The organism is Humitalea rosea (assembly GCF_003253705.1).
In the GTDB taxonomy this organism is placed as follows: domain Bacteria; phylum Pseudomonadota; class Alphaproteobacteria; order Acetobacterales; family Acetobacteraceae; genus Humitalea; species Humitalea rosea.
In genome coordinates this window covers 1-24,808 of record NZ_QKYU01000015.1, presented here as the reverse complement: position 1 = coordinate 24,808, position 24,808 = coordinate 1, and the positions used below count along the sequence as shown (strand labels likewise).

28 protein-coding genes and 1 tRNA gene are annotated in these 24,808 nt (G+C 70.8%); 15 read left to right on the top strand and 14 right to left on the bottom strand.

What is annotated here, in order from left to right; translation table 11 throughout:
* Positions 1-34 precede the first annotated feature (34 nt).
* The 7 genes from rplM (at position 35) to C8P66_RS13690 (ending at position 4,458) form a co-directional block, all read left to right on the top strand.
* Complete coding sequence (gene rplM, locus C8P66_RS13720) at positions 35-526, top strand: 50S ribosomal protein L13 (RefSeq protein ID WP_111398845.1); 492 nt, start codon at positions 35-37, stop codon at positions 524-526.
* Positions 527-528: 2 nt separating this feature from the next.
* Complete coding sequence (gene rpsI, locus C8P66_RS13715) at positions 529-1,044, top strand: 30S ribosomal protein S9 (RefSeq protein ID WP_111398844.1); 516 nt, start codon at positions 529-531, stop codon at positions 1,042-1,044.
* Between the two features lie 96 nt (positions 1,045-1,140).
* Complete coding sequence (gene argC, locus C8P66_RS13710) at positions 1,141-2,097, top strand: N-acetyl-gamma-glutamyl-phosphate reductase (RefSeq protein ID WP_111398843.1); 957 nt, start codon at positions 1,141-1,143, stop codon at positions 2,095-2,097.
* A complete protein-coding gene (locus C8P66_RS13705; RefSeq protein WP_111398842.1) occupies positions 2,094-2,624 on the top strand; it encodes a gamma carbonic anhydrase family protein in 531 nt (176 codons plus the stop codon). Before argC ends, C8P66_RS13705 begins: the two co-directional genes overlap by 4 nt.
* Before the next feature lie 39 nt (positions 2,625-2,663).
* On the top strand, positions 2,664-3,224 hold the full coding sequence (locus C8P66_RS13700; RefSeq protein WP_146422860.1) for a hypothetical protein: 561 nt from the start codon (positions 2,664-2,666) through the stop codon (positions 3,222-3,224).
* Positions 3,205-3,828: a hypothetical protein gene (locus tag C8P66_RS13695; protein ID WP_111398840.1), complete on the top strand. Its 624-nt coding sequence runs from the start codon at positions 3,205-3,207 to the stop codon at positions 3,826-3,828. Before C8P66_RS13700 ends, C8P66_RS13695 begins: the two co-directional genes overlap by 20 nt.
* 9 nt (positions 3,829-3,837) lie before the next feature.
* Positions 3,838-4,458, top strand: coding sequence for a hypothetical protein (locus C8P66_RS13690; RefSeq protein WP_111398839.1), 621 nt, complete (start codon positions 3,838-3,840; stop codon positions 4,456-4,458).
* Between the two features lie 25 nt (positions 4,459-4,483).
* Here the strand turns inward: C8P66_RS13690 and C8P66_RS13685 are convergent, their stop codons facing one another.
* From C8P66_RS13685 to denD, 4 genes are all read right to left on the bottom strand, one after another.
* Positions 4,484-5,467 (bottom strand): tripartite tricarboxylate transporter substrate binding protein, encoded by a 984-nt coding sequence (locus tag C8P66_RS13685; protein ID WP_111398838.1) that lies wholly within the window; start codon positions 5,465-5,467, stop codon positions 4,484-4,486.
* A gap of 88 nt (positions 5,468-5,555) precedes the next feature.
* Positions 5,556-6,302 (bottom strand): SDR family NAD(P)-dependent oxidoreductase, encoded by a 747-nt coding sequence (locus tag C8P66_RS13680; RefSeq protein WP_111398837.1) that lies wholly within the window; start codon positions 6,300-6,302, stop codon positions 5,556-5,558.
* Positions 6,303-6,385: 83 nt separating this feature from the next.
* Entirely contained in the window at positions 6,386-6,967 is a 582-nt protein-coding gene (locus C8P66_RS13675) for a TetR/AcrR family transcriptional regulator (RefSeq protein WP_111398836.1), read from the bottom strand.
* A gap of 38 nt (positions 6,968-7,005) precedes the next feature.
* Positions 7,006-7,995, bottom strand: coding sequence for a D-erythronate dehydrogenase (gene denD / locus C8P66_RS13670; protein ID WP_111398945.1), 990 nt, complete (start codon positions 7,993-7,995; stop codon positions 7,006-7,008).
* A gap of 83 nt (positions 7,996-8,078) precedes the next feature.
* Here denD and C8P66_RS13665 point away from each other — a divergent pair, with 83 nt between their 5' ends.
* The 5 genes from C8P66_RS13665 (at position 8,079) to C8P66_RS13645 (ending at position 13,143) form a co-directional block, all read left to right on the top strand.
* The gene (locus C8P66_RS13665) at positions 8,079-9,242 is read left to right on the top strand and encodes a diaminopropionate ammonia-lyase (RefSeq protein WP_111398835.1); all 1,164 of its coding nucleotides are present in this window, start codon (positions 8,079-8,081) and stop codon (positions 9,240-9,242) included.
* A 65-nt stretch (positions 9,243-9,307) separates the two neighbouring features.
* Positions 9,308-10,294 (top strand): tripartite tricarboxylate transporter substrate binding protein, encoded by a 987-nt coding sequence (locus C8P66_RS13660; protein WP_111398834.1) that lies wholly within the window; start codon positions 9,308-9,310, stop codon positions 10,292-10,294.
* Between the two features lie 99 nt (positions 10,295-10,393).
* The gene (locus C8P66_RS13655) at positions 10,394-11,392 is read left to right on the top strand and encodes an NAD(P)H-quinone oxidoreductase (RefSeq protein ID WP_111398833.1); all 999 of its coding nucleotides are present in this window, start codon (positions 10,394-10,396) and stop codon (positions 11,390-11,392) included.
* A gap of 117 nt (positions 11,393-11,509) precedes the next feature.
* The gene (locus tag C8P66_RS13650; RefSeq protein WP_245903512.1) at positions 11,510-12,385 is read left to right on the top strand and encodes a DMT family transporter; all 876 of its coding nucleotides are present in this window, start codon (positions 11,510-11,512) and stop codon (positions 12,383-12,385) included.
* Positions 12,385-13,143 (top strand): alpha/beta fold hydrolase, encoded by a 759-nt coding sequence (locus C8P66_RS13645; protein WP_111398831.1) that lies wholly within the window; start codon positions 12,385-12,387, stop codon positions 13,141-13,143. Before C8P66_RS13650 ends, C8P66_RS13645 begins: the two co-directional genes overlap by 1 nt.
* Before the next feature lie 24 nt (positions 13,144-13,167).
* On the opposite strand, the gene C8P66_RS13640 is transcribed toward C8P66_RS13645, so the two are convergent.
* From C8P66_RS13640 to C8P66_RS13630, 3 genes are all read right to left on the bottom strand, one after another.
* Entirely contained in the window at positions 13,168-14,088 is a 921-nt protein-coding gene (locus tag C8P66_RS13640) for a 2-hydroxyacid dehydrogenase (protein WP_111398830.1), read from the bottom strand.
* A 94-nt stretch (positions 14,089-14,182) separates the two neighbouring features.
* Complete coding sequence (locus tag C8P66_RS13635) at positions 14,183-15,160, bottom strand: Bug family tripartite tricarboxylate transporter substrate binding protein (protein ID WP_111398829.1); 978 nt, start codon at positions 15,158-15,160, stop codon at positions 14,183-14,185.
* A gap of 70 nt (positions 15,161-15,230) precedes the next feature.
* Positions 15,231-15,791, bottom strand: coding sequence for an invasion associated locus B family protein (locus tag C8P66_RS13630; protein WP_111398828.1), 561 nt, complete (start codon positions 15,789-15,791; stop codon positions 15,231-15,233).
* Between the two features lie 107 nt (positions 15,792-15,898).
* Here C8P66_RS13630 and C8P66_RS13625 point away from each other — a divergent pair, with 107 nt between their 5' ends.
* Positions 15,899-16,489 carry a tetratricopeptide repeat protein gene (locus C8P66_RS13625; protein WP_146422858.1) on the top strand — a complete coding sequence of 197 codons (591 nt, stop codon included), beginning with the start codon at positions 15,899-15,901 and terminating at the stop codon, positions 16,487-16,489.
* Positions 16,490-16,510: 21 nt separating this feature from the next.
* On the opposite strand, the gene hpf is transcribed toward C8P66_RS13625, so the two are convergent.
* The 7 genes from hpf to C8P66_RS13590 all read right to left on the bottom strand — a co-directional run bounded on the left by hpf (position 16,511) and on the right by C8P66_RS13590 (position 22,004).
* Positions 16,511-17,098: a ribosome hibernation-promoting factor, HPF/YfiA family gene (gene hpf, locus C8P66_RS13620; RefSeq protein ID WP_111398826.1), complete on the bottom strand. Its 588-nt coding sequence runs from the start codon at positions 17,096-17,098 to the stop codon at positions 16,511-16,513.
* Positions 17,099-17,145: 47 nt separating this feature from the next.
* Complete coding sequence (rpoN, locus tag C8P66_RS13615) at positions 17,146-18,696, bottom strand: RNA polymerase factor sigma-54 (protein WP_111398825.1); 1,551 nt, start codon at positions 18,694-18,696, stop codon at positions 17,146-17,148.
* Between the two features lie 46 nt (positions 18,697-18,742).
* Positions 18,743-19,495, bottom strand: a complete 753-nt coding sequence (gene lptB, locus C8P66_RS13610) for an LPS export ABC transporter ATP-binding protein (protein ID WP_111398824.1) — start codon at positions 19,493-19,495, stop codon at positions 18,743-18,745.
* Entirely contained in the window at positions 19,495-20,439 is a 945-nt protein-coding gene (locus C8P66_RS13605) for an LptA/OstA family protein (protein ID WP_111398823.1), read from the bottom strand. The genes lptB and C8P66_RS13605 overlap by 1 nt, the downstream gene beginning before the upstream one ends.
* Positions 20,436-21,113 (bottom strand): LPS export ABC transporter periplasmic protein LptC, encoded by a 678-nt coding sequence (lptC, locus tag C8P66_RS13600; protein ID WP_245903510.1) that lies wholly within the window; start codon positions 21,111-21,113, stop codon positions 20,436-20,438. The genes C8P66_RS13605 and lptC overlap by 4 nt, the downstream gene beginning before the upstream one ends.
* A 131-nt stretch (positions 21,114-21,244) precedes the next feature.
* The gene (locus C8P66_RS13595) at positions 21,245-21,895 is read right to left on the bottom strand and encodes a ribonuclease D (RefSeq protein WP_245903508.1); all 651 of its coding nucleotides are present in this window, start codon (positions 21,893-21,895) and stop codon (positions 21,245-21,247) included.
* 22 nt (positions 21,896-21,917) lie between these two features.
* Positions 21,918-22,004 (bottom strand) — tRNA-Leu (locus C8P66_RS13590).
* Positions 22,005-22,137: 133 nt separating this feature from the next.
* Here C8P66_RS13590 and C8P66_RS13585 point away from each other — a divergent pair.
* Together C8P66_RS13585 and C8P66_RS13580 are read left to right on the top strand one after the other, a co-directional pair.
* Positions 22,138-23,091, top strand: a complete 954-nt coding sequence (locus C8P66_RS13585) for a complex I NDUFA9 subunit family protein (RefSeq protein ID WP_111398943.1) — start codon at positions 22,138-22,140, stop codon at positions 23,089-23,091.
* 191 nt (positions 23,092-23,282) lie between these two features.
* Entirely contained in the window at positions 23,283-24,713 is a 1,431-nt protein-coding gene (locus tag C8P66_RS13580; RefSeq protein WP_111398821.1) for an NAD(P)-dependent oxidoreductase, read from the top strand.
* Positions 24,714-24,808: the final 95 nt, after the last annotated feature.

Genomic DNA, 24,808 nt, shown 5'->3' with positions numbered 1-24,808 from the left:
TACGCCCCGCCAGACACGTATCTCACGGATAATCATGCTCACCACCCTCACTCGTTCGCTGAAGCCTTCCGAGGTCGAGAAGGCCTGGATGGTCATCGATGCCGATGGCATCGTCCTCGGCCGGCTCGCCGCCTTCGTCGCCAACCGCCTGCGCGGCAAGCACAAGGCCAGCTTCACCCGCCACGTCGATTGCGGCGACCATGTCGTCATCATCAACGCCCGCAAGGTGAAGGTCACCGGCAACAAGGCCGAGCAGTCGGTCTTCTACTGGCACACCGGCTATGCCGGCGGCATCAAGGAGCGGACGGTGCGCGAGCGCCTCGAGGGCCGCTTCCCCGAGCGCGTGGTCGAGAAGGCCGTGGAGCGCATGGTGCCCCGTGGCCCGCTCGGCCGCGACCAGATGCGCAACCTGCACGTCTATGCCGGCCCCGAGCATCCCCATGCCGGCCAGACCCCGACGGTGGTCGATTTCGCCGCCATGAACCGTAAGAATGTCGCGGCCGCGGCCAGCGTGAAGGCAGCCTGAGCATGAGCGAGCAGCAGACCACCGCGACCAGCCTCGCCGATCTCAAGGATCTCGTGGCCGGCACCCCGGCGGAATCGACCTCCAACACGGTCGGCTCCACTGGCCCCATCTATGTCCGCAAGGTCGATGCCCAGGGCCGCTCCTACGCGACCGGCCGTCGTAAGGACGCGGTCGCCCGCGTCTGGATTTCGCGCGGCACCGGCGTCATCACCATCAACGACCGCGCGGCCTCGGTGTATTTCGCCCGCCCGGTGCTGCGGATGCTGATCACCCAGCCGTTCCTGGTGGCCGACCGCTACCAGCAGCTCGACGTGCGCTGCACGGTCAAGGGCGGCGGTCTTTCGGGTCAGGCCGGCGCCGTGCGCCACGGCATCAGCCGCGCGCTCGTCTCCTTCGAGCCTGAGCTGCGAGGGATCCTCAAGAAGGCCGGCTTCATGACGCGCGATCCGCGTACGGTCGAGCGCAAGAAGTACGGCAAGATGAAGGCCCGCCGGTCGTTCCAGTTCAGCAAGCGCTAAACGGAACACCCACCTCGATCAGAGGGGCAGGCCCAGCCGGGTCTGCCCCTTTTTTTGTTTCCAGGCTATTTTCCTCCGCAGCAGGAGCACAGCGCCATGGCACAAGGCACCATCCCCAGCGTCTTCATCGACGGCGAAGCCGGCACCACGGGCCTGCAGATCCGCGATCGTCTGGCGCGCAACAGCGCTGTCGGCCTGCGCTCCCTGCCGGACGCCGATCGCAAGAACCCCGAGGCCAAGCGCGCGCTGATGGCCGAGGTCGATCTGGTCGTGCTCTGCCTGCCCGATGCCGCCTCGAAGGAGAGTGCCGCGATGGCCGCGAGCCTCGGCGCCGACGCGCCCAAGGTGCTGGATGCCTCCACCGCCTTCCGGGTGCATCCGGACTGGGTCTATGGCCTGCCCGAGCTGACGCCGGACCAGGCCGCGCTGATCGCCGCCGCCCCCCGTGTCTCCAACCCCGGCTGCTACCCCACGGGGGCGATCCTGCTGCTGCGGCCGCTGGTCGATGCCGGCATCCTGCCGGCCGACCACCCGATCTCGGTCAATGCCATCTCCGGCTATACCGGCGGCGGCAAGGCGATGGTCGCGGAATACGAGGCCGGCACCGCGCCGGAGTTCGAGCTCTACGGCCTCGGTCTTGGCCACAAGCATGTGCCGGAGCTTCAGGCCTATGCCGGGCTGACGCGGCGGCCGATCTTCGTGCCCTCGGTCGGGGACTACGCCCAGGGGATGCTGGACAGCATCCCGCTGCACCTCGACCTGCTGCCCGGCTCGCCGAGCCCGGCCGATCTGCACGCAATCCTGGCCGAGCGCTATCGCGGCATGGAGTTCGTGCGGGTGATCGAGGCGCCGGCCTCGGGCAAGATCGAACCCCAGGCGCTGAACGGCACGAACATGATCGAGCTGATGGTCTTCGGCCATCCGGTGCAGCGCCAGGCGGTGCTGGTCGCGCGCTTCGACAACCTCGGCAAGGGTGCCTCGGGGGCGGCGGTGCAGTGCCTCGGGCTGATGCTGGGCATCGAGGTCGAAACCGCGCTGTCGGTGGCGGCATGAGCCTGGGCCCAGGGCTCTACGCCTTCGAGGGCAAGACCCCCTCCATCGCCGCGACCGCCTATATCGCCCCCACCGCCGCCTTGATCGGCGATGTGACGGTGGGCGAGGGCTCCTCGGTCTGGTTCCATTGCGTGCTGCGCGGGGACACCAACTTCATCCGCATCGGCGCCCGCACCAATGTCCAGGACGGCACCATCGTGCACGTCAACAAGGGCGCCGAGCCGACCATCATCGGCGATGACGTCACCATCGGCCATGCCGCCATCATCCATGCCTGCACGCTGCACGACCGCGCCTTCGTCGGCATGGGCGCGCTGGTGCTGGACCGCGCGGTGATCGAGAGCGGCGGCGTGCTCGCCGCGGGCTCGGTGCTGCCGCCGGGCAAGCGCATCGGCGCGGGGGAGCTGTGGATGGGCAACCCCGCCGTGCTGGTGCGGGTGCTGGATGAGGCAGGGCGCGCCCGCTTCGCCCGCAACGCGCCGAGTTACGCCGAATTGTGCCAGCGCTATCGTTGCCAGACGGGCTGACCCGCCCCAGGTCCAGGTGGCGAAAAGGGGTCACTCCACATGCGCCACGCTGCCCTTCTCCTTCTCTTCCTCGCCGGCTGCACGGCACCCCCGCGGCCCGGCCCCGCCGCCAGCCTGCCCGAGGCCAGCAGCCTGGGCATGGGCGATCCCACCCGGGCGGCGATCGTCTCCAGCGCCTGGGCCTTCGCCGATCCGGCCAATCTCGCGGGCCAGCCGGCCGAGGCCGCGGCCGCGGTGGCGCGGCTGGAATACCTCGCCACCGAAATCCCGGTCGGGCCGCGCTGGGTGGAGATTTCGCCCCTGGCCGCGATGGATTTGCAGCGTGGCGTCGGACAGGCCCGCACGGCGCTCGGCATCCCGGCGGATGCCCCGCCGCAGGCCGTGATCGATGCGCTCTTCGCCGCCCGCGCCGCATTGTTGGCCGGGCAGGCCACGGCGGCCGAGGCGGCGCTGCCGGCCGCGACCTTCCCCGCCGGCGGGCGCGTCACTCTGGTCCGGCTCGGCAATTTGCCGGCGCTGCCCGCCGCCGCCGCCGGTGCCCAGGCGGTCCAACACCAGATGGACAGGAACGGAGGCGACAATGACAATTGGGACGACTAGCCTCGGCCTTCTGGGCGGCCTTCTGGGCGGCCTGGCGCTGCTGACGGCCTGTGCCGCGGCCGGCCCGCCGCCACCGCCCGCCGACCTGCCCGCCGATTCGGTCACGGGCGCGGAGGACCCGACCCGGGCCGCGATCTTCGCCACCGCCTATGCCTTTGGCGCGCCCTCCCGCCTGGCTGGCCGCCCGGCGGATGCGGCGGAGGCGGTGGCGCGGCTGGAATACCTCGCGACCGAAATCCCCACCGGGCCGCGCTGGGTCGCCTTCGATCCCACCGTCGGGCTGATGCTACGCCAGGGGGCGGCCGAGGCCCGGCAGGTGCTCGGCATTCCCCCGGACGCGGCGCCGCAGCGGGTGATCGACGCGCTTTACGCCGCCCACCGCGCCTTGGCCGCCGATGACCGGGCCGGGGCGGCCGCCGCCTTGCCGCCCGCCGTCTTTCCGGCCGGCGCCGAGGCGACCTTGGCGCGCCTTGCCGCCCTGCCGGCGCTGCCCGCGGCGGCGGCGGGCACCCAGGCGGCGCAGCGCGCGCTGACGCGGCCGGAGCGCCGGTCCTGGCCATTGTCGGGGCGCAGCCGTGGTGACCGGCGGGGCGCGATGTTCTAGCCTCGCGGCATGCGCTGCCTCCTCCTGCTTCTCGTCTGCCTTTCAGCCTGTGCGGAGCTGCGGACGCCGCAGCGAAGCAGCCTGCCGCCGCTCGGGCTGGTCTCCCGCACCAATGATCCCGGCCGTGCCGCGATCGACGATGCCGCCGCGGCCTGGGACACGCCGGGCCAGCTTGCCGGCGATCCGGCGGCGATGGCGCGGGCCGCCGCGCTGCTGGAATGGCTGGCGGCGGAAATCCCGACCGCGCCGCGCTGGTCGCCGATTCCGCGCCAGCTTGGCTATGACCTCGGCTTCGCGCGGACCGAGACGCGCCTCGCCCTCGGCATTCGCGCCGATGCGCCGGCACCGGAGGTGACGGCAGCCCTGGCCGCGGCGGCCGCCGCGGGCGGCGATGCGGCGGCGCGGGCCAGGGCGCTCTCGGGCAGCGCCTTCGCGCAAGGCCCTGATGGCACGGGCGCCCGGCTTGCCGCCCCGGGCACGCTGAGCCTGCCCCCCACCGTCACCGCCAATCTGCGGCGGGAGGTGGTGCGGCTGGATGCGGTGAACGGCTGGAACCAGAACCCGGTGCGGCTGGAGGAGGCCGTCCGGGCGGGCGAACGCAGCACGGGCGGCCTCGGCACGTTTTACTGATACTGGTTGGGCCACTGGGCGGGGATCACTCCCGCCACGGCCGGATCGCCCAGAGCGCGCGTAGCTGCGCCTGGTCCGCCAGCATCATGTCGCGATAGGCATCCCCGATCAGCGGCCGCAGCGGGATGTTCTGCTGCGCGGCCAGGGCGATATAGGCCGGATCGGCCAGCGCCTTGGCGAAGGCCTCGCGCAGCCTGGCGACGATTTCGGCCGGCATCCCCGGCGGCCCCGCGATCCCACGGGCACTGCCGCCCAGCGCGTCGAAGCCTTGGTCGCGGAAGGTCGGCACCTCGGCCGCCGGCGCCCAGCGCTCCGGCCCGCCCTGGGCCAGGCAGCGGATGCGGCCGTCCTTCATCAGCGGCAGCCCCTCGCTCATGTTGAGGGAGCCGATGTTCAGCGTGCCGCCCAGCAGGTCGCGCAGCACCGGCGCGGTGCCGGCATAGGGGACGTGGGAGAGCCGCACCCCCGCCGCCTGCTCGAAGGCGAGTTGCAGCAGATGATCATCCGAGCCGATCCCGGCGGTGCCGACCGAGATCGTGTCCGGCGCGCGCAGGGCGGCGGCCTTGAGGTCGGCCAGCGATTTCAGCGCGGAATCCGGGCGGACCCAGAAGCCGCCGGGATCGTCCACGACATTGGCGATCCAGGAGAACTGGTCGGCGCGGTAGCGCGGGTTGCGCTCGATCGCGACGGTGTTCATCGCCGTGTTGGTGACGGCGCCGATAGTGTAGCCATCGGGGTTGGCGTTGAAATTCGCCTCGAAGCCAAGCTGCCCGGCAGCACCCGGCCGGTTGATGACGGCGAAGCGCGCACCCGGCAGGTAATTCGCCACGAACACCAGGATCGGCCGCGCCATCTGGTCCACGCCGCCGCCGGGTGGGAAGGGGATGATGACCTCGATGGTGCGATCGGCCGGCCAGGCGGCGGCGCGTGCCAGGCGTGGGGCGGCGAGCCCCGCCAATGCGGCCGCCGCGAGGGCGCGGCGGCCGGTGATGGCCTTGGTCAAACTCATGGTGACGTTCCCCGTTGCCACGGGGATCGCCCCCGTTTTGCCGGGATCATGATCAGCCGCGGGGCGGGCGGCAATCCCGGCGTGGGGATCAGCGCGCGGTCATGCCGCCATCGATGCTGAGCGACTGGCCGGTGACGAAGCTCGCCTTGTCCGAGGCCAGGAAGACGATGACCTGCGCCACCTCCTCCGGCGTCCCGGCGCGGCCGAGCGGCAGCCCCGCGACCATGCCGGCCTTGCGTTCCTCGGTGCCGGTGAAGCGGTTCAGCATCGGCGTCTCGATCGGGCCCGGGGCGACGGCATTGACCCGCACGCCGGCGGCTGCCCCCTCCAGCGCCGCGGCCTTGGTCAGGCCTTCGACGGCATGCTTGCTGGCGGCATAGACCGAGACGCCCGCCAGGCCGATCTTCCCGACCACGGAGGAGACGTTGACGATGCTGCCCCGCCCCTGCGGCAGCATGACCCGCATCTCATGCTTCATGCTCAGCAGCAGGCCGAGGACATTGGTGTCGAAGGTCGCGGCATAGCTCTCGGCGGTCTGCTCGGTGACGGGGCCGGGGGTGCCCTCGGTGCCGGCATTGTTCACGGCCACATCCAGCCGGCCGAAGCGGGCGATGGTGCGGTCGATCAGACTGGCCAGTTCCGCATCGTTGCGGACATCGGCCTGGACGAACTCGGCCTCGGCGCCGCGGCCGCGCAATTCGGTGGCCAGCGCCTCGCCGGCCTCGGCCCGGCGGCCGGAGACGACGAGGCGCGCGCCCTCATCCGCGAAGGCGAGGGCGGTGGCGCGGCCGATGCCGGTGAGGGCGCCGGTGATCAGCACAACAGGGGTGTTCATAAGGGGGGTGATCCCGAAAGGCGGCACGCAAACGGCCGCGTCGGGTCTAATATGTACGTACGTATTGGAGGATCAAGAGGCGCTCAACGCAGAACATTGGCAAACAGCGTGTGCCGGAAGCGCTCGATCGGGGCCGGGCTGCGTTCGGCCTTGGCGATCAGCGTCGCCCCCTGCAGCGAGGAGAAGATGAACCCCGCGACCTCGGTGCAGGCGAAATCCACCGGCAACTCGCCGGCCGCCACCGCGGCACGCAGGCAGCCGGCGATGGCGGCCTCGACCTCGGCGAAGATCTCCAGCAGGCGGCGGCGGATGGTTTCGCTGTGCTCGCAGGCCTCGGCGGTGAAATTGCCGATGAGGCAGCCGCTGCGCATGTTGTCCTGGTTCAGCCGGCTGCGGTTGCCGTCGATGTAGGCGCGCAGCCGGTCGAGCGGCAGCAGCGCCTCATTGCCGAGGGTCTCGGCGGCGACCGCGCGCGCCCGCTCCATGTAGAGGTCCAGCACCTCCAGCCCAAAGGCCTCCTTGGAGGCGAAGTGGTTGGTGAAAGATCCTTGCGGCACCCCGGCCGCCTGCACGATGTCGCGCACGCTGGCGCCGCTGAAGCCGCGCTCATGAACGACCCGAAGGCCTTCGGTCAGGATCTTTTCCCGGTTGGATGGTCTGGACATGCAATTAATATGTTCGTCCATATTTACAATTCAAGCGGTCACCCCGCAGCGCGATCCGCCCGAGTCGCTGCCAAATCATCGGCGATGAAAGCGCGCAGCAGCGACTCGACGTCCTCCTGGACGGAAAAACCCAGGGTGCGGGCGCGCGTCGCGGTGAATTCGGCCGGCCAGCCGCCGACGATCGCCTGCACCGCCGGGTCCGGCGCCGCCGTGACCAGGGCGCGCGCCTGCGGCCCCGCCACCGCCTCCAGCCCCGCCAGCATCTCGCCGACCGTGATCCGCCGCCCCGGCGGGTTGATGCCCCGGTCCAGGCCGAGGGGGGCGGTATCCATCGCCGCCGCATACAGCAGCCATTCCACCGCCCGGCGCGGCGAGCAGACCCAGACGCCGAAGTCGTCCCCCACCGGGCAGGTGGTCGGCAGCCCCAGCAGCGGCTCGCGCAGGATCGCCGAGACGAAGGAGGAGGCGGCCTTGTTCGGCCGCCCCGGCCGCACGATCACCGTGGGCAGCCGGATCGAGACGGCATCGATCAGCCCGCGCCGGCTCGCATCCTGCAGCAGAAGCTCGCCCATCGCCTTCTGCGCGCCATAGGAATTGCCCGGAAGCTGCCGCGCGTCATCGGCCAGCAGCGCCGCTTGCCCGCCACCGAAGGAGGCGACGGAGGAGGTGAAGACCACCCGCGGCACCCCGCCCACCTTCTGGCAGGCCGCCAGCACCGCCATGGTGCCGAGCAGGTTCACCCGAAGGCCGAGCTCCAGATCCGCCTCCGCCGCCGCCGAGACGACCGCGGCGAGATGGATCACCACCGCCGTGCCCTTGGGGATCGCGGCGCCCAGCGCCACGGGGTCGGAGAGATCGCCGGAGAGGCAGCGCACCTCGAAGGGGGCCTTCGCCGGCGCCTTGGGGGTGTTCAGGTCGAACAGCGTCAGCCCGGTGATGGCGCGGCGCCCGACCGTGCCCGTGGCGGCCAGCTGCGCCGCGATTTTCTGGCCCAGGAAGCCACCGCCCCCAAGAATCGTTACCAGCATGTCTGCCTCCCGCCGTTTCGCCGTCCCATCCTGCCGGTGCGGCGCGGTTGCCGCCACCCCGCCGGACGGGCAGTTTGCGCGGCATGATCGGTGAACACCCCTTCCGCCTCGTCCTGAACCGCGCCCATGGCGTGCCGGGTATCGTCACTTTGCCCGATGGCGGCTTCCGCCGCGCCAAGGCGGAGATCACCTCCTGGCCCGGCTATGCCCCCACGCCGCTGCTGCCGCTGCCCGAGGTGGCGGCCGAGGCCGGGGTCGCCGAGGTCTGGTACAAGGATGAGGGCGGCCGCTTCGGCCTTGGCTCCTTCAAGGCGCTGGGCGGGGCCTATGCCGTGGCGCAGGTGCTGCGCCAGGAGCTCGCCCGCGCCGGCGTCGCCGATGCGGCGAGCAGTGCGGATCTGGTCGCCGGGCGCTACGCCGCCGCGACGCGGGCCATCACCGTCACCTGCGCGACCGACGGCAACCATGGCCGCAGCGTCGCCTGGGGCGCGCAGCGCTTCGGCGCCGCCTGCGTGATCTTCGTGCATGCGGGCGTCAGCCAGGGCCGGCGCGACGCCATCGCCGCCTATGGCGCCGAGGTCCGCGAGGTCCAGGGCACCTATGACGACTCCGTCCGCGCCGCAGAGCAGGCCGCGGCCGAGCACGGCTGGCACACCATCTCCGACACCTCCTGGCCCGGCTATACCGAGGTCCCGCGCGATGTGATGCAGGGCTACCGGGTGATGGTGGACGAGGCCTGCGACCAGCTTCCCGGGCCCCCCACCCATGCCTTCATCCAGGGCGGCGTCGGCGGCGTCGCGGCGGCGGTCGCGGCCCAGCTCCGGTCACGCTACCCGGACCGCGCCGTCACCGTGGTGATCGCCGAGCCCGAACGCGCCGCCTGCCTGACCGACAGCCTGGAGGCGGGCGAGATCCGCACCGTCCCCGGCGAACTGGATACGCTGATGGCGGGCCTGGCCTGTGGCGAGCCGAGCCTGCTCGCCTGGCAGGAGCTGTCCCGCAGCGCCTGGGCCGCCGTCGCGGTGCCGGATGCGGCGGCGGTGGAGGCGATGCGCGACCTCGCCCATCGCGACCCCCCGATCGTGGCCGGGGAGAGCGCGGTGGCCGGGCTCTGCGCGCTGGTGCTGGCGGGGCGGCAACCCTTGGCGAGCGGGATGCTCTGGCTGCGCCCGGACAGCCGCGTGCTGCTGTTCGGCACCGAGGGCGCGACCGACCCCGAGGTTTACGAGCGCCTTGTCAACGGTTGACCGAGGCTGGGCACGACGCCCACCTTGGCCCGATCATTCCTGTCGGTTCACGGAGGCCTAACCACATGACCGCCAAGCTTCACCGTCGTACCCTGGGCGCCGCCGCCCTCGCCGGGCTGGCCCTGCCGGGCAGCCTGCGCGCGCAGGGCACCGACTGGCCCAACCAGCCTGTTCGCCTGATCGTGCCCTTCGCCGCCGGCGGCCCGACCGACATTCCCGCGCGCCTCATCGCCGAGCGGATGTCGAACACGCTGCCGCAGCGCGTGATCGTGGAGAACCGCACCGGAGCGGGGGTGATCGTGGGCTCCGAGGTCGTCGCGAAGGCGCCGAAGGATGGCTACACCCTGCTCTACAACACCGTGGCGCATTCGGTGCTGTCGGCGCTCTTCGCGCGCCTGCCCTTCGATCCCGTCGCCGATTTCAAGCCGGTGGCCCTGGTCGGGGTCATCCCGATGGTGATCGCGGTCAACAAGGACTTCCCCGCGACGACCCTGGCCGAGCTGGTCGCGGTGCTGCGCGCCAATCCCAACCGCTACGACTATGCCAGCAGCGGCAATGGCGGTGCCTTGCATCTTGCGACCGAGCTGTTCCTGAAGACGGCCGGGGTGCAGGCCAACCACGTGCCGTATCGCGGCTCGGCCGCGGCGATGCCCGATGTGATGAGCGGGCGGGTACCGATCATCGTCGATGTCGCCGCCAGTGCGCTGCCCTACATCGACCGTGGCGAGCTGCGTGGCATCGCGGTGATGAACGACAGCCGGATGCCCCAGCTTCCCGCCGTGCCGACGACGGCCGAGGCCGGCATGCCGGGGTTGACCGCCTCCACCTGGCACATGGTTCTCGCCCCCGCCGGCACGCCGGCGGCGGTGGTTGCCAAGGTCAATGCCGAGGTGAACAAGGTGTTGGCGATGCCGGAGGTCGAGCGGCGCCTGACCGAACTTGCGATGCAGGTGAACAGCACCAGCACCCCCGACTCGGCAACCGCCTGGCTTGCTTCGGAGACGGAGAAGTGGACCCGGATCGTCCGTGAGGCGGATATCAAGGCCAATTGACGTTCGCGCGCCCTCGCAGGCCGGGGGCGCGCCGGGCAACCTTGACCGGCAGCGCTGCGCCGGGCCTTCTGGCACCCGTCGCAACTCCCGGAATGTACCATGCCGCCGCAGATGACCTTCATGGACCATGGCGCTGGCGGCACGCCCGATGTCTTCACCAAGGCGACCGGCGCGGTGCCGGTGCCGAAGGCGGATGAGGTGCTGATCCGGGTGCTGGCAACCGGGGTGAACCGTCCCGATGTCGCCCAGCGCCAGGGCACCTACCCGCCGCCGCCCGGCGCCAGCCAGATCTGCGGCCTGGAAGCGGCCGGCGAGGTCGTGGCGGTGGGCGCCGATGCGGCGCGCTGGGCTGTCGGCGATCGCGTCTGCGCGCTGACCAATGGCGGCGCCTATGCCGAATACGTCACCGCCCCCGCGACGCAATGCCTGCCCTGGCCCGATGGCTATGACGCGATCCGCGCCGCGGCGCTGCCCGAGACCTACTTCACCGTCTGGGCGAACCTGTTCGGCCATGGCCGGCTCGCGGCCGGCGAATCGATGCTGGTGCATGGTGGCACCAGCGGGATCGGCGTGACCGCGATCCAGCTTGCCCACGCCTTCGGCGCCACCGCCTACGCGACGGCGGGCAGTGCGGAGAAGGTTGCGGAATGCCTGCGCTTCGGCGCCACCGCCGCCTTCGACTACAAGACCCAGGACTGGGTCGCCGAGCTTCAGGCCGCCACCGGCAAGCGCGGGGTGGATGTGGTGCTGGATATGGTCGGCGCGCCCTATTTCCCGCAGAATCTGCGCTGCCTCGCGATGGACGGGCGGCTCGTGTTGATCGCCTTCCTCCATGGCTCGCTGGCCGAGAAGGTGGAGCTGCGCCACATCATGATGCGCCGCCTGACCGTGACCGGCAGCACCATGCGACCGCGCACCACGGCCCAGAAGGCCGCGATCGCGGCCGAGCTGGAGGCCCGGGTCTGGCCGCTGCTGGCCAAGGGGCAGGCGGGGCCGCATATCCATACGGTATTCCCGTTGGCCGAGGTGGCCGCGGCGCATCGCCTCATGGAAAGCAGTGCCCATGTCGGCAAGATCATGCTGAAGGTTGCCGATTGACCATGACTGGGACGCGTCTCCGGGTCCTGCTGCCGCATCAGGCCGGCAATGGCCGGAACTTGCCCGGATACGGCGCGCGCCTTTGGAACGACACCGCGCGATGAGGCTGTTGCGCTCGTGGGGGTGGCAATGGTGACGGCGGCCGACCTGCGGCTGCTGGCCATCGCGATCCTGCTGTTCGGCCTCGCCTGGCCGATCACCAAACATGCGATGCTTGACGCGACGCCGCTGTGGTTCGCCGCTGTCCGCAGCCTGGGCGCCGCGGGTATCTCCAGCCTTTTGCTCGGGCTGCGGGGGCGGATGGTCTGGCCGGCCAGGCAGGATATGCCGACCGTGCTGGGGGTCGGGTTCTTCCAGCTCGCGGTCTTCTTCGCCCTGGCGCATCTGGCCGTGATGCTGACCAGCGCGGGGCGGACGGCCATCCTGGCCAATGTCATCACGCCCTGGCTGGTGCCGCTCTCGGTGCTGGTGCTGAAGGAGCGGGTCTCCCCCCAGCGGTGGGCCGCGGCCATCCTGGGGCTTGCGGGTGTGGCGGCCCTGGCCGGGCCCTGGGCGGTCAACTGGTCCTCGCCCGAGGCGCTGATGGGCAATGGCATGCTGCTGCTGGCGGCGCTGTCCTGGACCATCTCGATCCTGATCACGCGGGCGCGCCCGCCTGAGCACAGCATCGCGGAGCTGCTGCCCTGGTGTTTCGGGCTCAGCGCGCTGTTCCTGGTGCCGTTGGCGATGTGGCGGGAGCCGCATGGCGGGATCGGGCCCGCCTCCTACTGGCAGGCGGCCTGGGTCGCGCTGGTGGTCGCCCCGATCGGGACCTGGAGCGTGATCGAGATCGGCCGCCGCCTGCCCGGCGCGGTCTCCTCCGTCGCCTTCCTGCTGGTCCCGGCCGCCGGCGTCGTCACCGCCGCCATCTGGCTGCATGAGCCGGTGGGCTGGGATCTGCTCGCCGGCGGGCTACTGATCGCCGCGGGCGTGATCGTCGCGGCCCGCAGCTGATGCGGCTGAATACCATCGCGGCGGGCCAGGGGCCGGTGGTGGTGCTGCTGCATGGGCTGTTCGGCGCCGCCGGCAATTGGGGCAGCATCCAGAAGGCGCTGGCGGAGCGCTATCGCGTCCTGGCACTCGACCTCAGGAACCATGGCGCCAGCCCGCATGCGGCCACCATGGACCAGGCGGACATGGCCGCGGATGTGGCCGAGACCCTGGCGGCGGAAGGGGCGGTCCCGGCCGCCGTCATCGGCCATTCGCTCGGCGGCAAGGTCGCCATGGCGCTGGCCCAGGCGCATCCCGCGACGGTGCTGCGGCTGCTGGTCGCCGATATCGCCCCGGTCGCCTATCCGCCGAGCCTGCGCGGCTATGTCGCCGCGATGCAGGGCCTGGCGCTGACCCCGGGCCTGACCCGCCGCGCCGCCGATGCGGCGCTGGCCGGGGCGGTGCCGGAGGCCGGCATCCGCGCCTTCCTGTTGCAGAACCTGCGGCTGGACCTGCCGGTTCCGGCCTGGCGCTTCGGCCTGGACGAGATTGCCGCCGCGATGCCGGCGCTGGAGGCAGCCCCACCCTTGGGGCCGCCCTACCAGGGCCCGGTGCTGGCGGTCAGCGGCACCCGCTCCCCCTATGTGCGGGAGGAGCACCACGCGGTGTTCCGCAGCCTGTTCCCCGCGGTGCGCTTCGCCAGCCTGCCGACCGGGCATTGGGTCCATGCCGAGGACCCCAAGGGCTTCCTGGCCCTCGCCGAGGCGTTCCTCTCCGAGTGATCCGGCCCGCCTAATCCGGCCCGCCTAATCCGGCCCCGCCAGCACATGCTGCGGCCGCCCGCCCGCGAGCGCCGCGTCGATGCTGGCGAAGAGCGTCTGCCGCTGGGCCAGCAGCGAGGCGGGCGAGCGCCCGGCGACATGCGGCGTCAGCAGCAGGTTGGGGGCCGCGAGCAGTGCGGCGGGCACCACCGGCTCGCCATCCACCACATCCAGGGCCGCGGCGGCGATGCGCCCCGCCTGCAAGGCGGCGACCAGCGCCGCGGTATCCACCACCGAGCCGCGGGCGATATTGACCAGGAAGCCCTCCGGCCCCAGCGCCTCCAGCACTTCGGCATTGACCAGATGCCGCGTCGCGGCGCCGCCGGGGCAGGCCAGCACCATCACATCGCTCTCCCGCGCCAGATCGAGCACCGAGCCGACATGCCGCCAGGGCACATCCGGCCGCGCCCGGCGGGTGTGGTAGGCGATCGCCATGTCGAAGGCGGCCGCACGCCGGGCGATCTGCGCCCCGATCAGCCCGAAGCCGAGGATGCCGAGCCTGCCGCCGTTCAGCGTCGGGCGCGGCTTGCGCGCCTGGTCCCAATTGCCCGCCCGCACCTCGCGGTCCGAGGCATGGAAGCCGCGGGTGATGGCCAGCATCAGCCCGATCGCATGGTCGGCGACCGTCGCGGTATTGGTGCCGGGGGCGTGGGTCACCCAGATGCCGCGCGCGCGGGCGGCCTCCAGATCCACCCCCTCATGCCCCGCGCCGAAGCAGGAGACGACGCGCAGCTCCGGCAGCAGCGCCATGGACTCGGCGCTGAGCCCGAGCCCGCCATTGGTGACCACCGCGACGGTGCCCGGCTGGCCCAGCGGCTCCTGCGGCCCCGCCACGCGATCGAAGCGCTGGGCCAGGCCCTCAAGAACGACCGGCGCCAGAGGTGCCCGGTGATGGACGACCCTCATGCCCGCGACCGTGCCGGCGAGGGGGTGGGTTCCGGCGTGGCGATGCCGTCCATGCTGTGCTCTCCCTGGGCGTGCTGGCCCTGGGCGTGCTGGCTTAGTCCAGGGTCACGCCGGTACGTTTCACGATCCCGTCCCAGCGCTCGATTTCCGCCAGGACGAAGGCCTGGGTCTCGGCCGGCGGCATCCCGCCGGGCTCGACCCCGATGGTGGCGAAGCGATCACGAACCGCCTTGGTTGACAACGCCTTGACGAGCTCGCGGTGCAGCCCCTGCACCGCCTCCTCCGGGGCGCGGGCGGGGCCGGCCATGCCGAACCAGTTGGTGGTCACGACCTCCGTCAGGCCCTGCTCGGCGACGGTCGGGACATCGGGGAAGGCCGGGCTGCGCTGCGCCCCGCTGACCGCGAGGGCCACCAGCGTGCCGGCCCGGATATGCGGGGCGGCCGAGGGCAGGCTGTCCCACATTAGCTGGATGCGGCCGCCGATCAGGTCCTGCGTCGCGGCCTGGGCGCCGCGATAGGGCACATGGACGATATCCACACCGGCCGTGAGCTTCACCATCTCCCCGGTCAGATGATGCAGCGTGCCATTGCCGCCGGTGCCGTAGTTCAGCGCCCCCGGCTGGGCGCGGGCCAGGGCGAGCAGCGCTTGCAGATCCCGCGCCGGCAACATCTTCGGGTTCACCACCAGCACCAGCGGCAGCGTGCCGATGAGGGTGACATGGCGGAAATCGGTGCGGGTGTCGTAGGGGATGCTCGGTTGCAGCGCCCGCACGATCGCCTGCGGCCCGACATTGGTGGTCAGCCAGGTGAGGCCGTCCGGCGCCGCCTTGGCGACGTAGTCCGAGCCGACGATGCCGCCGGCGCTGGCACGGTTCTCGACCACCACGGTCTGGCCGGTCTGTTCCTGCACGGCCTGGGCCAGGGTGCGGCTCAGTATGTCCGAGGCCCCGGCGGGGGGAGAGGAGGAGACGAAGCGGAGCGAGCGGCCCGGCCAAGGCGCCTCAGCGCGGGCGCCCCTGACCAGGGCGGGGGAGAGCAGGAGAGGGCAAAGCAGGCGTCGCGTCAGGCGCATCCGTTTCGTTCCGTCACAGGTTCGGAGCGGTTGCTAGCCAATCCCGTGCCAGAGGAAGGATCCGCGCGGATTACTCCCGCCCCAACGCCTCCAGCGCCTGCGCCAGCCCGCGGAAGGACATCGGCAGCGCCGCATCCGCGCCCGAGGCCTGCTTGAAGGCGAGGCGCCCGGTCTGCTCGGCGGTGCGGGCGGCGAGGCGGGTCAGCAGGGCGGTGTCGCGCAGGTCGATCTCGGCGTAGCAGCCGGTCGGGATGCATTGCCGCCAGTTCAGCGCCAGCGGCGTGCCGGTGGTGGTGCCGCCCTCCAGCACCAGCCGCGGCTGCGCGGTCAGCAGCACATTGACCGGCAATTGCGCCACCAGCTTCATCGGATCGGTCCGCGCCAGACGGCCGATGGCGAAGACGCCGACCGGCTGGGACCGGCTGTTCTGCACGGTCTGCGTCACCTCGCAGTTGCGCGCCTCGCCCACCCCCTCGCAGCGCACGGCCCAGTCGCCGAAGACCGCCATGCTGCGCTCGGGCTCGGGGGTGGCGGGGGCAGGGGCGGCGGCGCGCTGCGCCAGCGCGGCCGGTGCCTGCGCGAGCAGCAGCAGGGCCAGCAAAGCGGCGTGGGTCGGGCGCTTGATCGGCATGATCGAGGTCTCCTTCGGCCCCTTCGATGCCGCGCCCGGCAGCCCTGGGCAACCCCCCCGGCGCTTGGCGCTTGCAAGCGGGCGCCGAACGGATTGAGGCTTGCGCCATGCGCCTCCTCCATGCCCCCGTCCTGCTTCTCCTCCTGGCCGTGCCGCCCCTGGCCGTGGCGCAAACGCCCCTGCCTCAGCCCGCTCCGCTCAGCCCCGCCGAAATGCGGCGGGCGATGATGGACCAGCTGTTCGGCACGCTGCGCGAGGCGGGGGATGAGGAATCGGCGGCGCTGATCGAATTGCGGATCCGCGGCCTCTGGGCGCAGGGGGCGAGCCCCGCCGCCGCTTTGCTGCTGCGGCGCGGGCAGCGCAACCTCCAGGCCGGGGTGCCGGAGGAGGCGTTGGAGGATCTGGATGCCGCTTTGACCCTGCAGGATGATTATGCCGAGGCCTGGCTGCTGCGCGCCCAGGCCCTGGCCGCCACGGGTGAGCCCGCCGCCGCCGCGCGCGACATCCAGCAGGCGCTGCGGATCGAGCCACGGCACTTCATCGCCCTGCAGGCGCTGTCGGCCTTGCAGGAGAGTGTGGGGGACGCGCTGGGCGCGTTGCGGAGCCATGAGGCGGTGCTCGCGCTCCACCCGCGTATCCGGGGCGGGCAGGAGCGGTTGCGGGAGTTGCGGCGCCGTGCGCTCGGCGATGCGACGTGACGCACGGCGCCGCGTGACCGGTTAACGCCCGGCGGGGTCGATCCAGCCGATATGGCCGTCCGGCCGGCGATAGATCACGTTCAGCTCCCGCGTCTTCTGGTTGCGGAACATCATCAGCGGCGCCTGCTCCAGATCCAGCCGCATCACCGCCTCACCCACCGAGAGGAAGGCGATTTCCGCCGGCTGCTCGGCCACGATCGCGGCGGACTCACCGTGCAGTTCGGGCTCCTCCATCTCCTCCCCATCGACATGGGCCTCGTGGTGCAGGATGACCTGGCGCGCCGCCTGCGGCCGTTCACGATCGGCGCTGCTTCGGGCGTGCTCGTTCACCCGGCGTCGGTAGCGGCGTAGACGTTTGGCCAAATGCTCGGCGGCGATATCGAAGGCGCGATGGGCGTCGGTGCCCTCGCCCTCGGCGCGGACGCTGAGGCCGCGCCCGGCCTTGAGGTTGATGTCGCAGCCGAAAAACGCACGGTCACGGCTGAAGGTGACGCTGGCTTCGATGGCATGGTCGAAATACTTGCCGGTGAGGATGGCGAGCCCGTCCGAGACGTGAGTCTTCAGCGCTTCGCCTGTTTCGACCTGCTTGCCGGCGACGGTGACATGCATTTGGGAAACCCTCCTTCTTGGTTGGAAGAGGCCCTCCCGGGTGTAGGTCAGGCCGGGACGGCCTTCTCCCTTTTGCGCTGCACCGAGCTTGGTATCCGCAGCGCGTCCCGGTATTTCGCCACCGTTCGTCTCGCGATGTCCACACCTTCGTCACGCAACCGCAGCACAATAGCGTCGTCGGACAACACACCCTCGGGACCTTCGGCCTCCACCATGGTCTTGATGCGGTGCCGCACGGCCTCCGCACTATGGGTTTCACCACCCATGGTGCCGGCGATGGCAGTGGTGAAGAAGTATTTCAGTTCGAAGGTGCCACGAGGTGTTGCGATATACTTGTTCGCGGTCACCCGGCTGACAGTACTTTCGTGCATCGCCACCGTCTCGGCGACGTCGCGCAGGATCATGGCACGCAGGAAGCCGACGCCGTGACGGAAAAATCCATCCTGCCGGCGGACGATTTCGGCCGAGACCTTGAGGATGGTATTGGCGCGCTGTTCCAGGCTCTTCACCAGCCAGTTGGCGCTCTGGGCATGTTCGGCGAGGTAGGTCTTGGCCTCGCGGTTCGCCCCCACCTGGGCGCGGGCCAGGAAGCCGCGGTTGACCAGCACGCGGGGCAGGGTCTCGGGGTTCAGCTCGATGATCCAGGACTGGTCCGGTGCCCGCCGCAGCAGCACGTCGGGGACCACGATCGGCGCCGGGGCGATGTCGAAATCCGCGCCGGGCTTGGGGTTCAGCCGGCGCAGCTCGGCCACCATCTCGGCCATGTCCTCGGCATCGACGCCGCAGACCCGCATCAGCCCGCGGGTGTCCCGCCGGGCCAGCATTTCGAGGTTGTCGAGCAGCGCCTCCATCGCCGGGTCCAGCCGGTTCTTCTCCGCAAGCTGCACCGCGAGGCAGTCGCGCAGGCATTCGCTGAACATGCCGGTGGGATCGAAGCGCTGCATCCGTGCGCGCACCGCGGCGACGCGCTCCACGGTGGTGCCCATGGCCCCGGCGATGCGGCTGTCGGGCACGGCGCAGCGGCCGGCGGGATCGATGAGGGCGAGGAACTGCGCCGCGATCATGCGGTCCTGTCGGTCGAAGAAGGTCAGCCGCGCCTGTTCGGCCAGATGCTCGCGCAGATTGGCCGGGCGGGCGATGGCGAGATCGTCGATTCCCCTGTCGTCGTCACCAAAGTCGCTGCGCCCGCCGCTGCCGCTGGACTGGCCGGAGAATTGCGGCTCGCCGGACTCCGTACCGCCATCGGCGACATTGGACCAGTCGCGGACATCGAGGGCTTCCTCGCCCGCCGGCTGCAAGGTGCCGGCCGCGGCGGCATCGAAGGCATCCAGCACCGGCGGCGGATCGAGCCCATCGCCGGTGGTGGCCGGCAACAGGGCGCGGGGCTCGGCGAAGCCGGCTTCCTCGGCATGGGCATCGGCGCCGGGATCGAGGGCGCGGTCGTCGCGCTCCAGCAGCGGGTTGCGCTCCAGCTCCTCCTCGACGAAGGCGATCACCTCCATGTTCGAGGATTGCAGCAGCTTGATCGCCTGCCGCAATTGCGGCGTCATCACCAGCGATTGCGACTGGCGCAGATCGAGGCGCGGTCCCATCGCCATCGCGGTCAGGTCGATCCGGGCGCGAAAATGATGGACGGCATCGCGGTCAGAGGCTGAACCGTTCGCCGAGATAGACGCGGCGGACCTGGCTATCGGCCACGATCTCCGCCGGCGTTCCCTCCTTGATGACCTGCCCGTCGTGCAGGATGTAGGCGCGGTCGATGATCTCCAGCGTCTCGCGCACATTGTGGTCGGTGATCAGCACGCCGATGCCGCGGTTCTTGAGATGCTTGACCAGGTCACGGATCTCACCGACGGCGATGGGATCGATGCCGGCCAGCGGCTCGTCCAGCAGGATATAGGCGGGGTGGGTCGCAAGCGCCCGCGCGATCTCGCAACGCCGCCGCTCGCCGCCGGACAATGCCAGCGCGGGGGCCTTGCGCAGATGCGCGATGCCGAATTCGGCGAGCAGCGCATCCAGCATCTGCCCGCGCCGTTCGCGGTTGGGCTCGACCACTTCCAGCGCGGCGCGGATGTTGTCCTCGACCGAGAGGCCGCGAAAGATCGAGGCCTCCTGCGGCAGGTAGCCGAGGCCGAGGCGCGCACGGCGATACATCGGCAGCCGCGTCACATCATGCCCGTCGAGCATCACCTGCCCGGCATCCGGCGTGACGAGGCCGGTCATCATGTAGAAGGTCGTGGTCTTGCCCGCGCCATTCGGCCCGAGCAGCCCGACGGCCTCGCCACGATGCAGATGCAGCGACACGCCGCGCACCACCGGGCGCTTCTTGTAGCGCTTGACCAGACCCGTCGCGATCAGCCCCTGGCCGCCCGCAACGACGCGCAAGGCTTCAGACATCAGCGACGCTCCGGACGGGGGGTAGGGGTGGTGGTGCCGGGCTGTTCGCTGCCCGGGACGATGAGCCCCTGGACGCGGCCGCCCGGGGCGACCAGCCGGGCGGTGCCGGCGCGCAGATCGACGATCGCCTCCTGCCCGTTCAACTGGTTCTGCCCACGGGTGATGCGGACGGCGCCGAGCACGCGGGCGAGGCCGGTGACGGGCGAATAGACGGCGCGATCCCCGCGCACGACCTCGGCGGCGGTGCGGATCTCGACATTGCCGAAGGCCTCCACACGGTCGAGCTTGCTGCCCGCGCCCGGGACATTGCCGGGGGTGCCCGGAGCACCGGGAAGCGTCGCGCTGGCGGTGGCGGCACGGGCGGGGGCCGCCGCGCGGGCCGGGGCGGGGGCGGGCTCCAGCGGGGCCTCCAGGAAATAGCCGACCAGCGTATCGGCCTGGATGCGGCGGTCGTCGGTGGTGGTGACCACGGCGGCGCCGCGTGCCACCGCCATCCGCCTGGCCGGCCAGTATTCCAGGCTGTCGCGGGCGGTGATGCGGCTGTCCTGTGTGGTCATCCACAGGTCGCGCCCGGTCAGGACCATGACAGCCTGGTCGATGTCGTAGACCGCGCGATCCCCCGCGGCGCGATCGGTCGCGGTGGAAATGCGGACCGCACCATCGGCCTCGAACCGCCAGATCTCGGAGGAGGAGGCCGGGCTCTCGCTGGTGGGCGCCGACGGGGCGCCGCCACGGGCGCGGTAGCGGGCGAGCAGCCGCTCGGCCTCCACCGTCACGCCGTCACGGATCGCGCGGGCATCGCCGCGGGCGATCACCACCTGCTCCTGCTGGCGCCATTCGATGCCGTCGCTGGCGGTGATGTCGGTCGGCCCCCCGCGGGAGAGGTCCAGCGCCTGCGCCAGGGCAAACCCCGGCAGCAGCACGAACAACAGCGCGAGCCTCATCGATTGCCCTCCAGCACGGCATGGGCGCGGCCGGTGAACACGACCACGGCCCCGCGATCGGTCAGGCGGAAGCCTTCGGAGGTCAAGGTGCCGAAGGGCCCTTGCGCGGCCACCGGCTTGTCGCCCTCGGCCAGGCCCGCGCGCAGTTCCACATGCGCGGCCTCGGTCAGCATCATGGTGCCGTCGTCGTGGAACAGGGTCACGTGGCCGGCGAGGTCCAGGATATTGGCACGGCGGAAGAACTGGCCCTGGTCGCTCTCGGCCAGGACCCAGGCACCGTCGCCGAGGTTGATGTCGGCGCGCGGCTTGGTCAGATCCACGATATCGGTATCGGTCCCGCGCTGGGCGGCGACCCCGGCGGTGACCGTATAGGGGCGCTGCTGCTCATCCACGCCATCGTAGCGCGGCTCCACCACCCGCATGGTGTCGGGCTGGGCGGAGGAACTGCGGCGGAAGGAGAGGCGGCCGCGATCCTCGGCGCGGTCGAATTCGGGCCAGAGGGCGATGGCGCCGAGCAGCACCAGCGCCACCGCCGGCAGCAGCCACTTCAACGCACCGACCGCAATGCGTCGGCGCAGCATCGCCTGCGGCGTCGGAGCCTGGCGGGCGCGGGTCAGCACCGGCATGCCACGCGCACGGGGAGGCGGCACCGGGGCGGGCAGGGGGGGAGGCATGGTCAGGATCGCGGGGGGGGCAAGAGCATCGCGCCTTGGATATGCGGCCGGGGGCGGGGCGGGTCAACGCCGCGCAGGGCTGCAAGGGCCTGCTTCCGCCACTTGCGGACAAAAAACGTGCCAGAAATGACCTAGTGGTGAAAAATGTCGGGCTCCACATAGCCCAGCAAATCCAGCGCGCCGCGGGCGGGCAGGAAGGCGAAGCAGGACTCGGCCAGTTCCAACCGGCCTTCGCGGATCAGCAGCCCCTCCAGCTTGGCCCAGAGCGCATGCAGATGGAGCACGTCCGAGGCGGCATAGGTCAGTTGCTCGGGCGACAGCTCCGCGGCACCCCAGTCCGAGGTCTGCTGCTGCTTGGAGATGTCGACGCCCAGCAATTCGCGGCAGAGATCCTTCAACCCATGGCGGTCGGTGAAGGTGCGGACCAGCTTGGCCGCGACCTTGGTGCATTTCACCGGGGCGCAGGTGATATCCAGCGCGGCCTTGAGGATGGCGACGTCGAAGCGGGCGAAGTGAAACAGCTTCACCACCTTGGGATCGGTCAGCAGCCGCTTCAGATTCGGGCAATCGGCGCCACGACCGCCGAGGGACGGCGGGACGATCTGCACGCAATGGGCATGGCCGTCGCCGGCGGAAAGCTGGACCAGGCAAAGCCGGTCGCGGCGGGGGTCGAGGCCCATGGTCTCGGTGTCGATGGCCACCATCGGGCCGAAATCGAGCCCGTCCGGCAGGTCATTCCGATGCAGGCGGATGTGTCCCCGGGCGGTGAACAATGTCGTCACAGGGGCGGGGACCAGATAGGGGTGGTGCCCAGGAAAGGACTCGAACCTTCACAACCTTGCGATCGCTGGCACCTGAAGCCAGTGCGTCTACCAATTCCGCCACCTGGGCATTTCGGGGCAGGCCCGCCGTTTATGAGTTCGTCCGGGGGGCGTCAAGCGGGCGTCTGACGCTTTCCTGCAAAGGCGTCGCTTGGCGCGGTCGGGCGGGGGCTTTACCAAGGGCGCGGTTCGGTTGGGGGATGCTGGCAATGCGGCGTGTGGCGACGGTTTTTGGCGGGACGGGCTTCATCGGACGCCAAGTGGTGAAGCGTCTGGCGCGGCAGGATTATGTCGTGCGGATCGTCACCCGCGATCCCGAATCGGCGCGCGGGCAGATGACCCAGGGCCGCGTCGGGCAGATCGTGGCGGTTCGGGCCGGCATCGAAGATGCGGCGGCCATCGCGCGCGCCGTGTCCGGGGCCGATGTGGTGGTGAACCTGCTGGGCATCCTCGCCGAATCCCGGCCGGGCGATTTCAGCCGGGTGCAGGCCGAGGCACCGGGGCGCATCGCCGAGGCGGCGACGGCGGCCGGGGTGCGGCACTTCGTGCAGATCTCGGCGATCGGCGCCGATGCCAGCAGCCCGAGCCTTTACGCCCGCACCAAGGCGGCGGGGGAGGCGGCGGTGCTCGCCGGCTTCCCGGGCGCGGTGATCCTGCGTCCCTCGATCGTGTTCGGGCCGGGCGACGGCTTCTTCAACCGTTTTGCCGGGATGGCGCGGATGCTGCCCTTCATGCCGGTGATCTCCGGCGACACCCGCTTCCAGCCTGTCTACGTCGGCGATGTGGCCGATGCGGTGATGGCGGCGGTCTCGCGAGGGGATGCGGCGGGGCGCACCTATGAACTCGGCGGGCCGCGCGTGGCGCGGTTCCGTGACCTGCTGGCCGATATCCTCGGCTGGACCCGCCGGCGCAATCGTATGGTGGCGATACCCATGGGGCTGGTGCGGCTCCAGGCCCGGATCTGCGAGTTCCTGCCCACACCGCCGCTCACGCGCGACCAGTTGCTGCTGCTGGAGCGGGACAATGTTGTGGCGGCGGGGGCCTCGGGCCTTGCCGAGCTTGGCGTGGCGCCGACGCCGATGGAGGCGGTGGTGCCCGGCTACCTGGCGCGATTCCGGCAGGGTGGTGGGCGTCGGGATGCGGTCGCGACGGTATAGGTCCGAAACGGTCATAATTTGATAGGGCACGGCTGAGCCTGGAACCCTTCCGAAACGGCATGGCTGGTATTATGTCAGTCATGCTGTCATATCAGTGCAAAAGGTCTTTGATGGCGGGTGCGCCCGTGTCATTGCTGCGCCCGCTCCAGCGGTGGCGTATCCGGCTGGCCGCGTTTCAGGGATGACCGCCGATGGCCGACCGCATGCTGAAATTCGTCTCGACCCCGCAGCGCACGCCCGAAAAGCGTGGCGCCGCGGTGCGGCGTGAGGATTTCGCCGAGATCTACGCCCGCTTCACCGCCGAACGCGCCGCCGAGCAGTCGAGCCGTTGCAGCCAGTGCGGCGTGCCATTCTGCCAGGTGCATTGCCCGCTCAACAACAACATCCCCGACTGGCTGAAGCTGACCGCCGAGGGCCGGCTGGAGGAGGCGTATGAGCTGGTCTCCGCCACCAACACCTTCCCCGAGGTCTGCGGCCGCGTCTGCCCGCAGGACCGGCTCTGCGAAGGCAATTGCGTCATCGAGAAGGGTTTCGAAAGCGTCACCATCGGCGCCGTCGAGAAATACATCACCGACACCGCCTGGGAGCGCGGCTGGATCAAGCCGCCGACCCCGCGGCATGAGCGCCGCGAGAGCGTCGGCATCATCGGCGCCGGCCCGGCCGGGCTCGCCTGCGCCGAGATGCTGCGCAAGCGCGGCTGGCAGGTCACGGTCTATGACCGCTACGACCGCGTCGGCGGGCTGATGATCTATGGCATCCCGAACTTCAAGCTGGAGAAGGAGGTCGTCCTCCGCCGGCATGAGCAATATGCCGCGGCCGGCATCAACTTCGTGCTCGGCGTGGACATCGGCCGCGACGTGACGCTGGAGCATCTGCGCCAGAAGCATGACGCGGTGCTGATCGCGACGGGCGTCTACAAGGCGCGCGACATCGCCGCCCCGGGTAGCGGGCTCGGCGGCATCGTGCCGGCGCTGGATTACCTGACGGCGAGCAACCGCAAGGGCCTCGGCGATGCGGTGCCGGAATTCGACAGCGGCGCGCTGGATGCGGCCGGCCGCGATGTCGTCGTCATCGGTGGCGGCGACACCGCGATGGATTGCGTGCGGACGGCGGTGCGGCAGGGCGCGAAATCCGTCTCCTGCCTCTATCGCCGCGACCGGACCAACATGCCGGGCAGCCTGCGCGAGGTCACCAATGCCGAGGATGAGGGGGTGCGTTTCCTCTGGCTCTCGGCGCCGGAGGCCTTCATCGGCGATGGCCAGGTGACGGGTGTGCGCGCGACGCGGATGCATCTCGGCCTGCCGGATGCGACGGGGCGGCAGCAGGTCGAGCCGATCGCGGCGAGCCACCACATCATCCCGGCCGACCTCGTCATCAAGGCGCTCGGCTTCGACCCGGAGAACCTGCCGAAGATGTTTGACGAGCCGGCGCTCTCGGTCTCGCGCTGGGGCACGCTGCGGGTGGATCATCGCACGATGATGACGAGCCTGCCTGGGGTTTTTGCGGCGGGCGATATCGTGCGCGGGGCCTCGCTGGTGGTCTGGGGCATCAAGGATGGCCGTGACGCGGCCAAGCAGATCGAGACCTATGTCGGGGCCAAGACCCCCGTAGCGGCGGAGTGAGCTGCGTAATGCGCCAGTCAAGCGGCTTTTCGGGTGGGATCGAAGTTTTGTCGCGAGTGGAGCATGGTCCACAGGACGTTGACGCGTCGTCTGGC

Coding starts and splice junctions, on each gene's coding strand:
- rplM (WP_111398845.1), top strand. CDS start 35: ATGCTCACCACCCTCACTCGTTCGCTGAAGCCTTCCGAGGTCGAGAAG.
- C8P66_RS13635 (WP_111398829.1), bottom strand. CDS start 15,160: ATGCGCCTGACGCGACGCCTGCTTTGCCCTCTCCTGCTCTCCCCCGCC.
- C8P66_RS13680 (WP_111398837.1), bottom strand. CDS start 6,302: ATGAACACCCCTGTTGTGCTGATCACCGGCGCCCTCACCGGCATCGGC.
- C8P66_RS13645 (WP_111398831.1), top strand. CDS start 12,385: ATGCGGCTGAATACCATCGCGGCGGGCCAGGGGCCGGTGGTGGTGCTG.
- C8P66_RS13675 (WP_111398836.1), bottom strand. CDS start 6,967: ATGTCCAGACCATCCAACCGGGAAAAGATCCTGACCGAAGGCCTTCGG.
- C8P66_RS13640 (WP_111398830.1), bottom strand. CDS start 14,088: ATGAGGGTCGTCCATCACCGGGCACCTCTGGCGCCGGTCGTTCTTGAG.
- C8P66_RS13580 (WP_111398821.1), top strand. CDS start 23,283: ATGGCCGACCGCATGCTGAAATTCGTCTCGACCCCGCAGCGCACGCCC.
- rpoN (WP_111398825.1), bottom strand. CDS start 18,696: ATGGCGATGGGACCGCGCCTCGATCTGCGCCAGTCGCAATCGCTGGTG.
- lptB (WP_111398824.1), bottom strand. CDS start 19,495: ATGTCTGAAGCCTTGCGCGTCGTTGCGGGCGGCCAGGGGCTGATCGCG.
- denD (WP_111398945.1), bottom strand. CDS start 7,995: ATGCTGGTAACGATTCTTGGGGGCGGTGGCTTCCTGGGCCAGAAAATC.
- C8P66_RS13665 (WP_111398835.1), top strand. CDS start 8,079: ATGATCGGTGAACACCCCTTCCGCCTCGTCCTGAACCGCGCCCATGGC.
- C8P66_RS13605 (WP_111398823.1), bottom strand. CDS start 20,439: ATGAGGCTCGCGCTGTTGTTCGTGCTGCTGCCGGGGTTTGCCCTGGCG.
- hpf (WP_111398826.1), bottom strand. CDS start 17,098: ATGCATGTCACCGTCGCCGGCAAGCAGGTCGAAACAGGCGAAGCGCTG.
- C8P66_RS13705 (WP_111398842.1), top strand. CDS start 2,094: ATGAGCCTGGGCCCAGGGCTCTACGCCTTCGAGGGCAAGACCCCCTCC.
- C8P66_RS13655 (WP_111398833.1), top strand. CDS start 10,394: ATGCCGCCGCAGATGACCTTCATGGACCATGGCGCTGGCGGCACGCCC.
- C8P66_RS13690 (WP_111398839.1), top strand. CDS start 3,838: ATGCGCTGCCTCCTCCTGCTTCTCGTCTGCCTTTCAGCCTGTGCGGAG.
- C8P66_RS13700 (WP_146422860.1), top strand. CDS start 2,664: ATGCGCCACGCTGCCCTTCTCCTTCTCTTCCTCGCCGGCTGCACGGCA.
- rpsI (WP_111398844.1), top strand. CDS start 529: ATGAGCGAGCAGCAGACCACCGCGACCAGCCTCGCCGATCTCAAGGAT.
- C8P66_RS13695 (WP_111398840.1), top strand. CDS start 3,205: ATGACAATTGGGACGACTAGCCTCGGCCTTCTGGGCGGCCTTCTGGGC.
- C8P66_RS13660 (WP_111398834.1), top strand. CDS start 9,308: ATGACCGCCAAGCTTCACCGTCGTACCCTGGGCGCCGCCGCCCTCGCC.
- lptC (WP_245903510.1), bottom strand. CDS start 21,113: ATGCCTCCCCCCCTGCCCGCCCCGGTGCCGCCTCCCCGTGCGCGTGGC.
- argC (WP_111398843.1), top strand. CDS start 1,141: ATGGCACAAGGCACCATCCCCAGCGTCTTCATCGACGGCGAAGCCGGC.
- C8P66_RS13625 (WP_146422858.1), top strand. CDS start 15,899: ATGCGCCTCCTCCATGCCCCCGTCCTGCTTCTCCTCCTGGCCGTGCCG.
- C8P66_RS13630 (WP_111398828.1), bottom strand. CDS start 15,791: ATGCCGATCAAGCGCCCGACCCACGCCGCTTTGCTGGCCCTGCTGCTG.
- C8P66_RS13685 (WP_111398838.1), bottom strand. CDS start 5,467: ATGAGTTTGACCAAGGCCATCACCGGCCGCCGCGCCCTCGCGGCGGCC.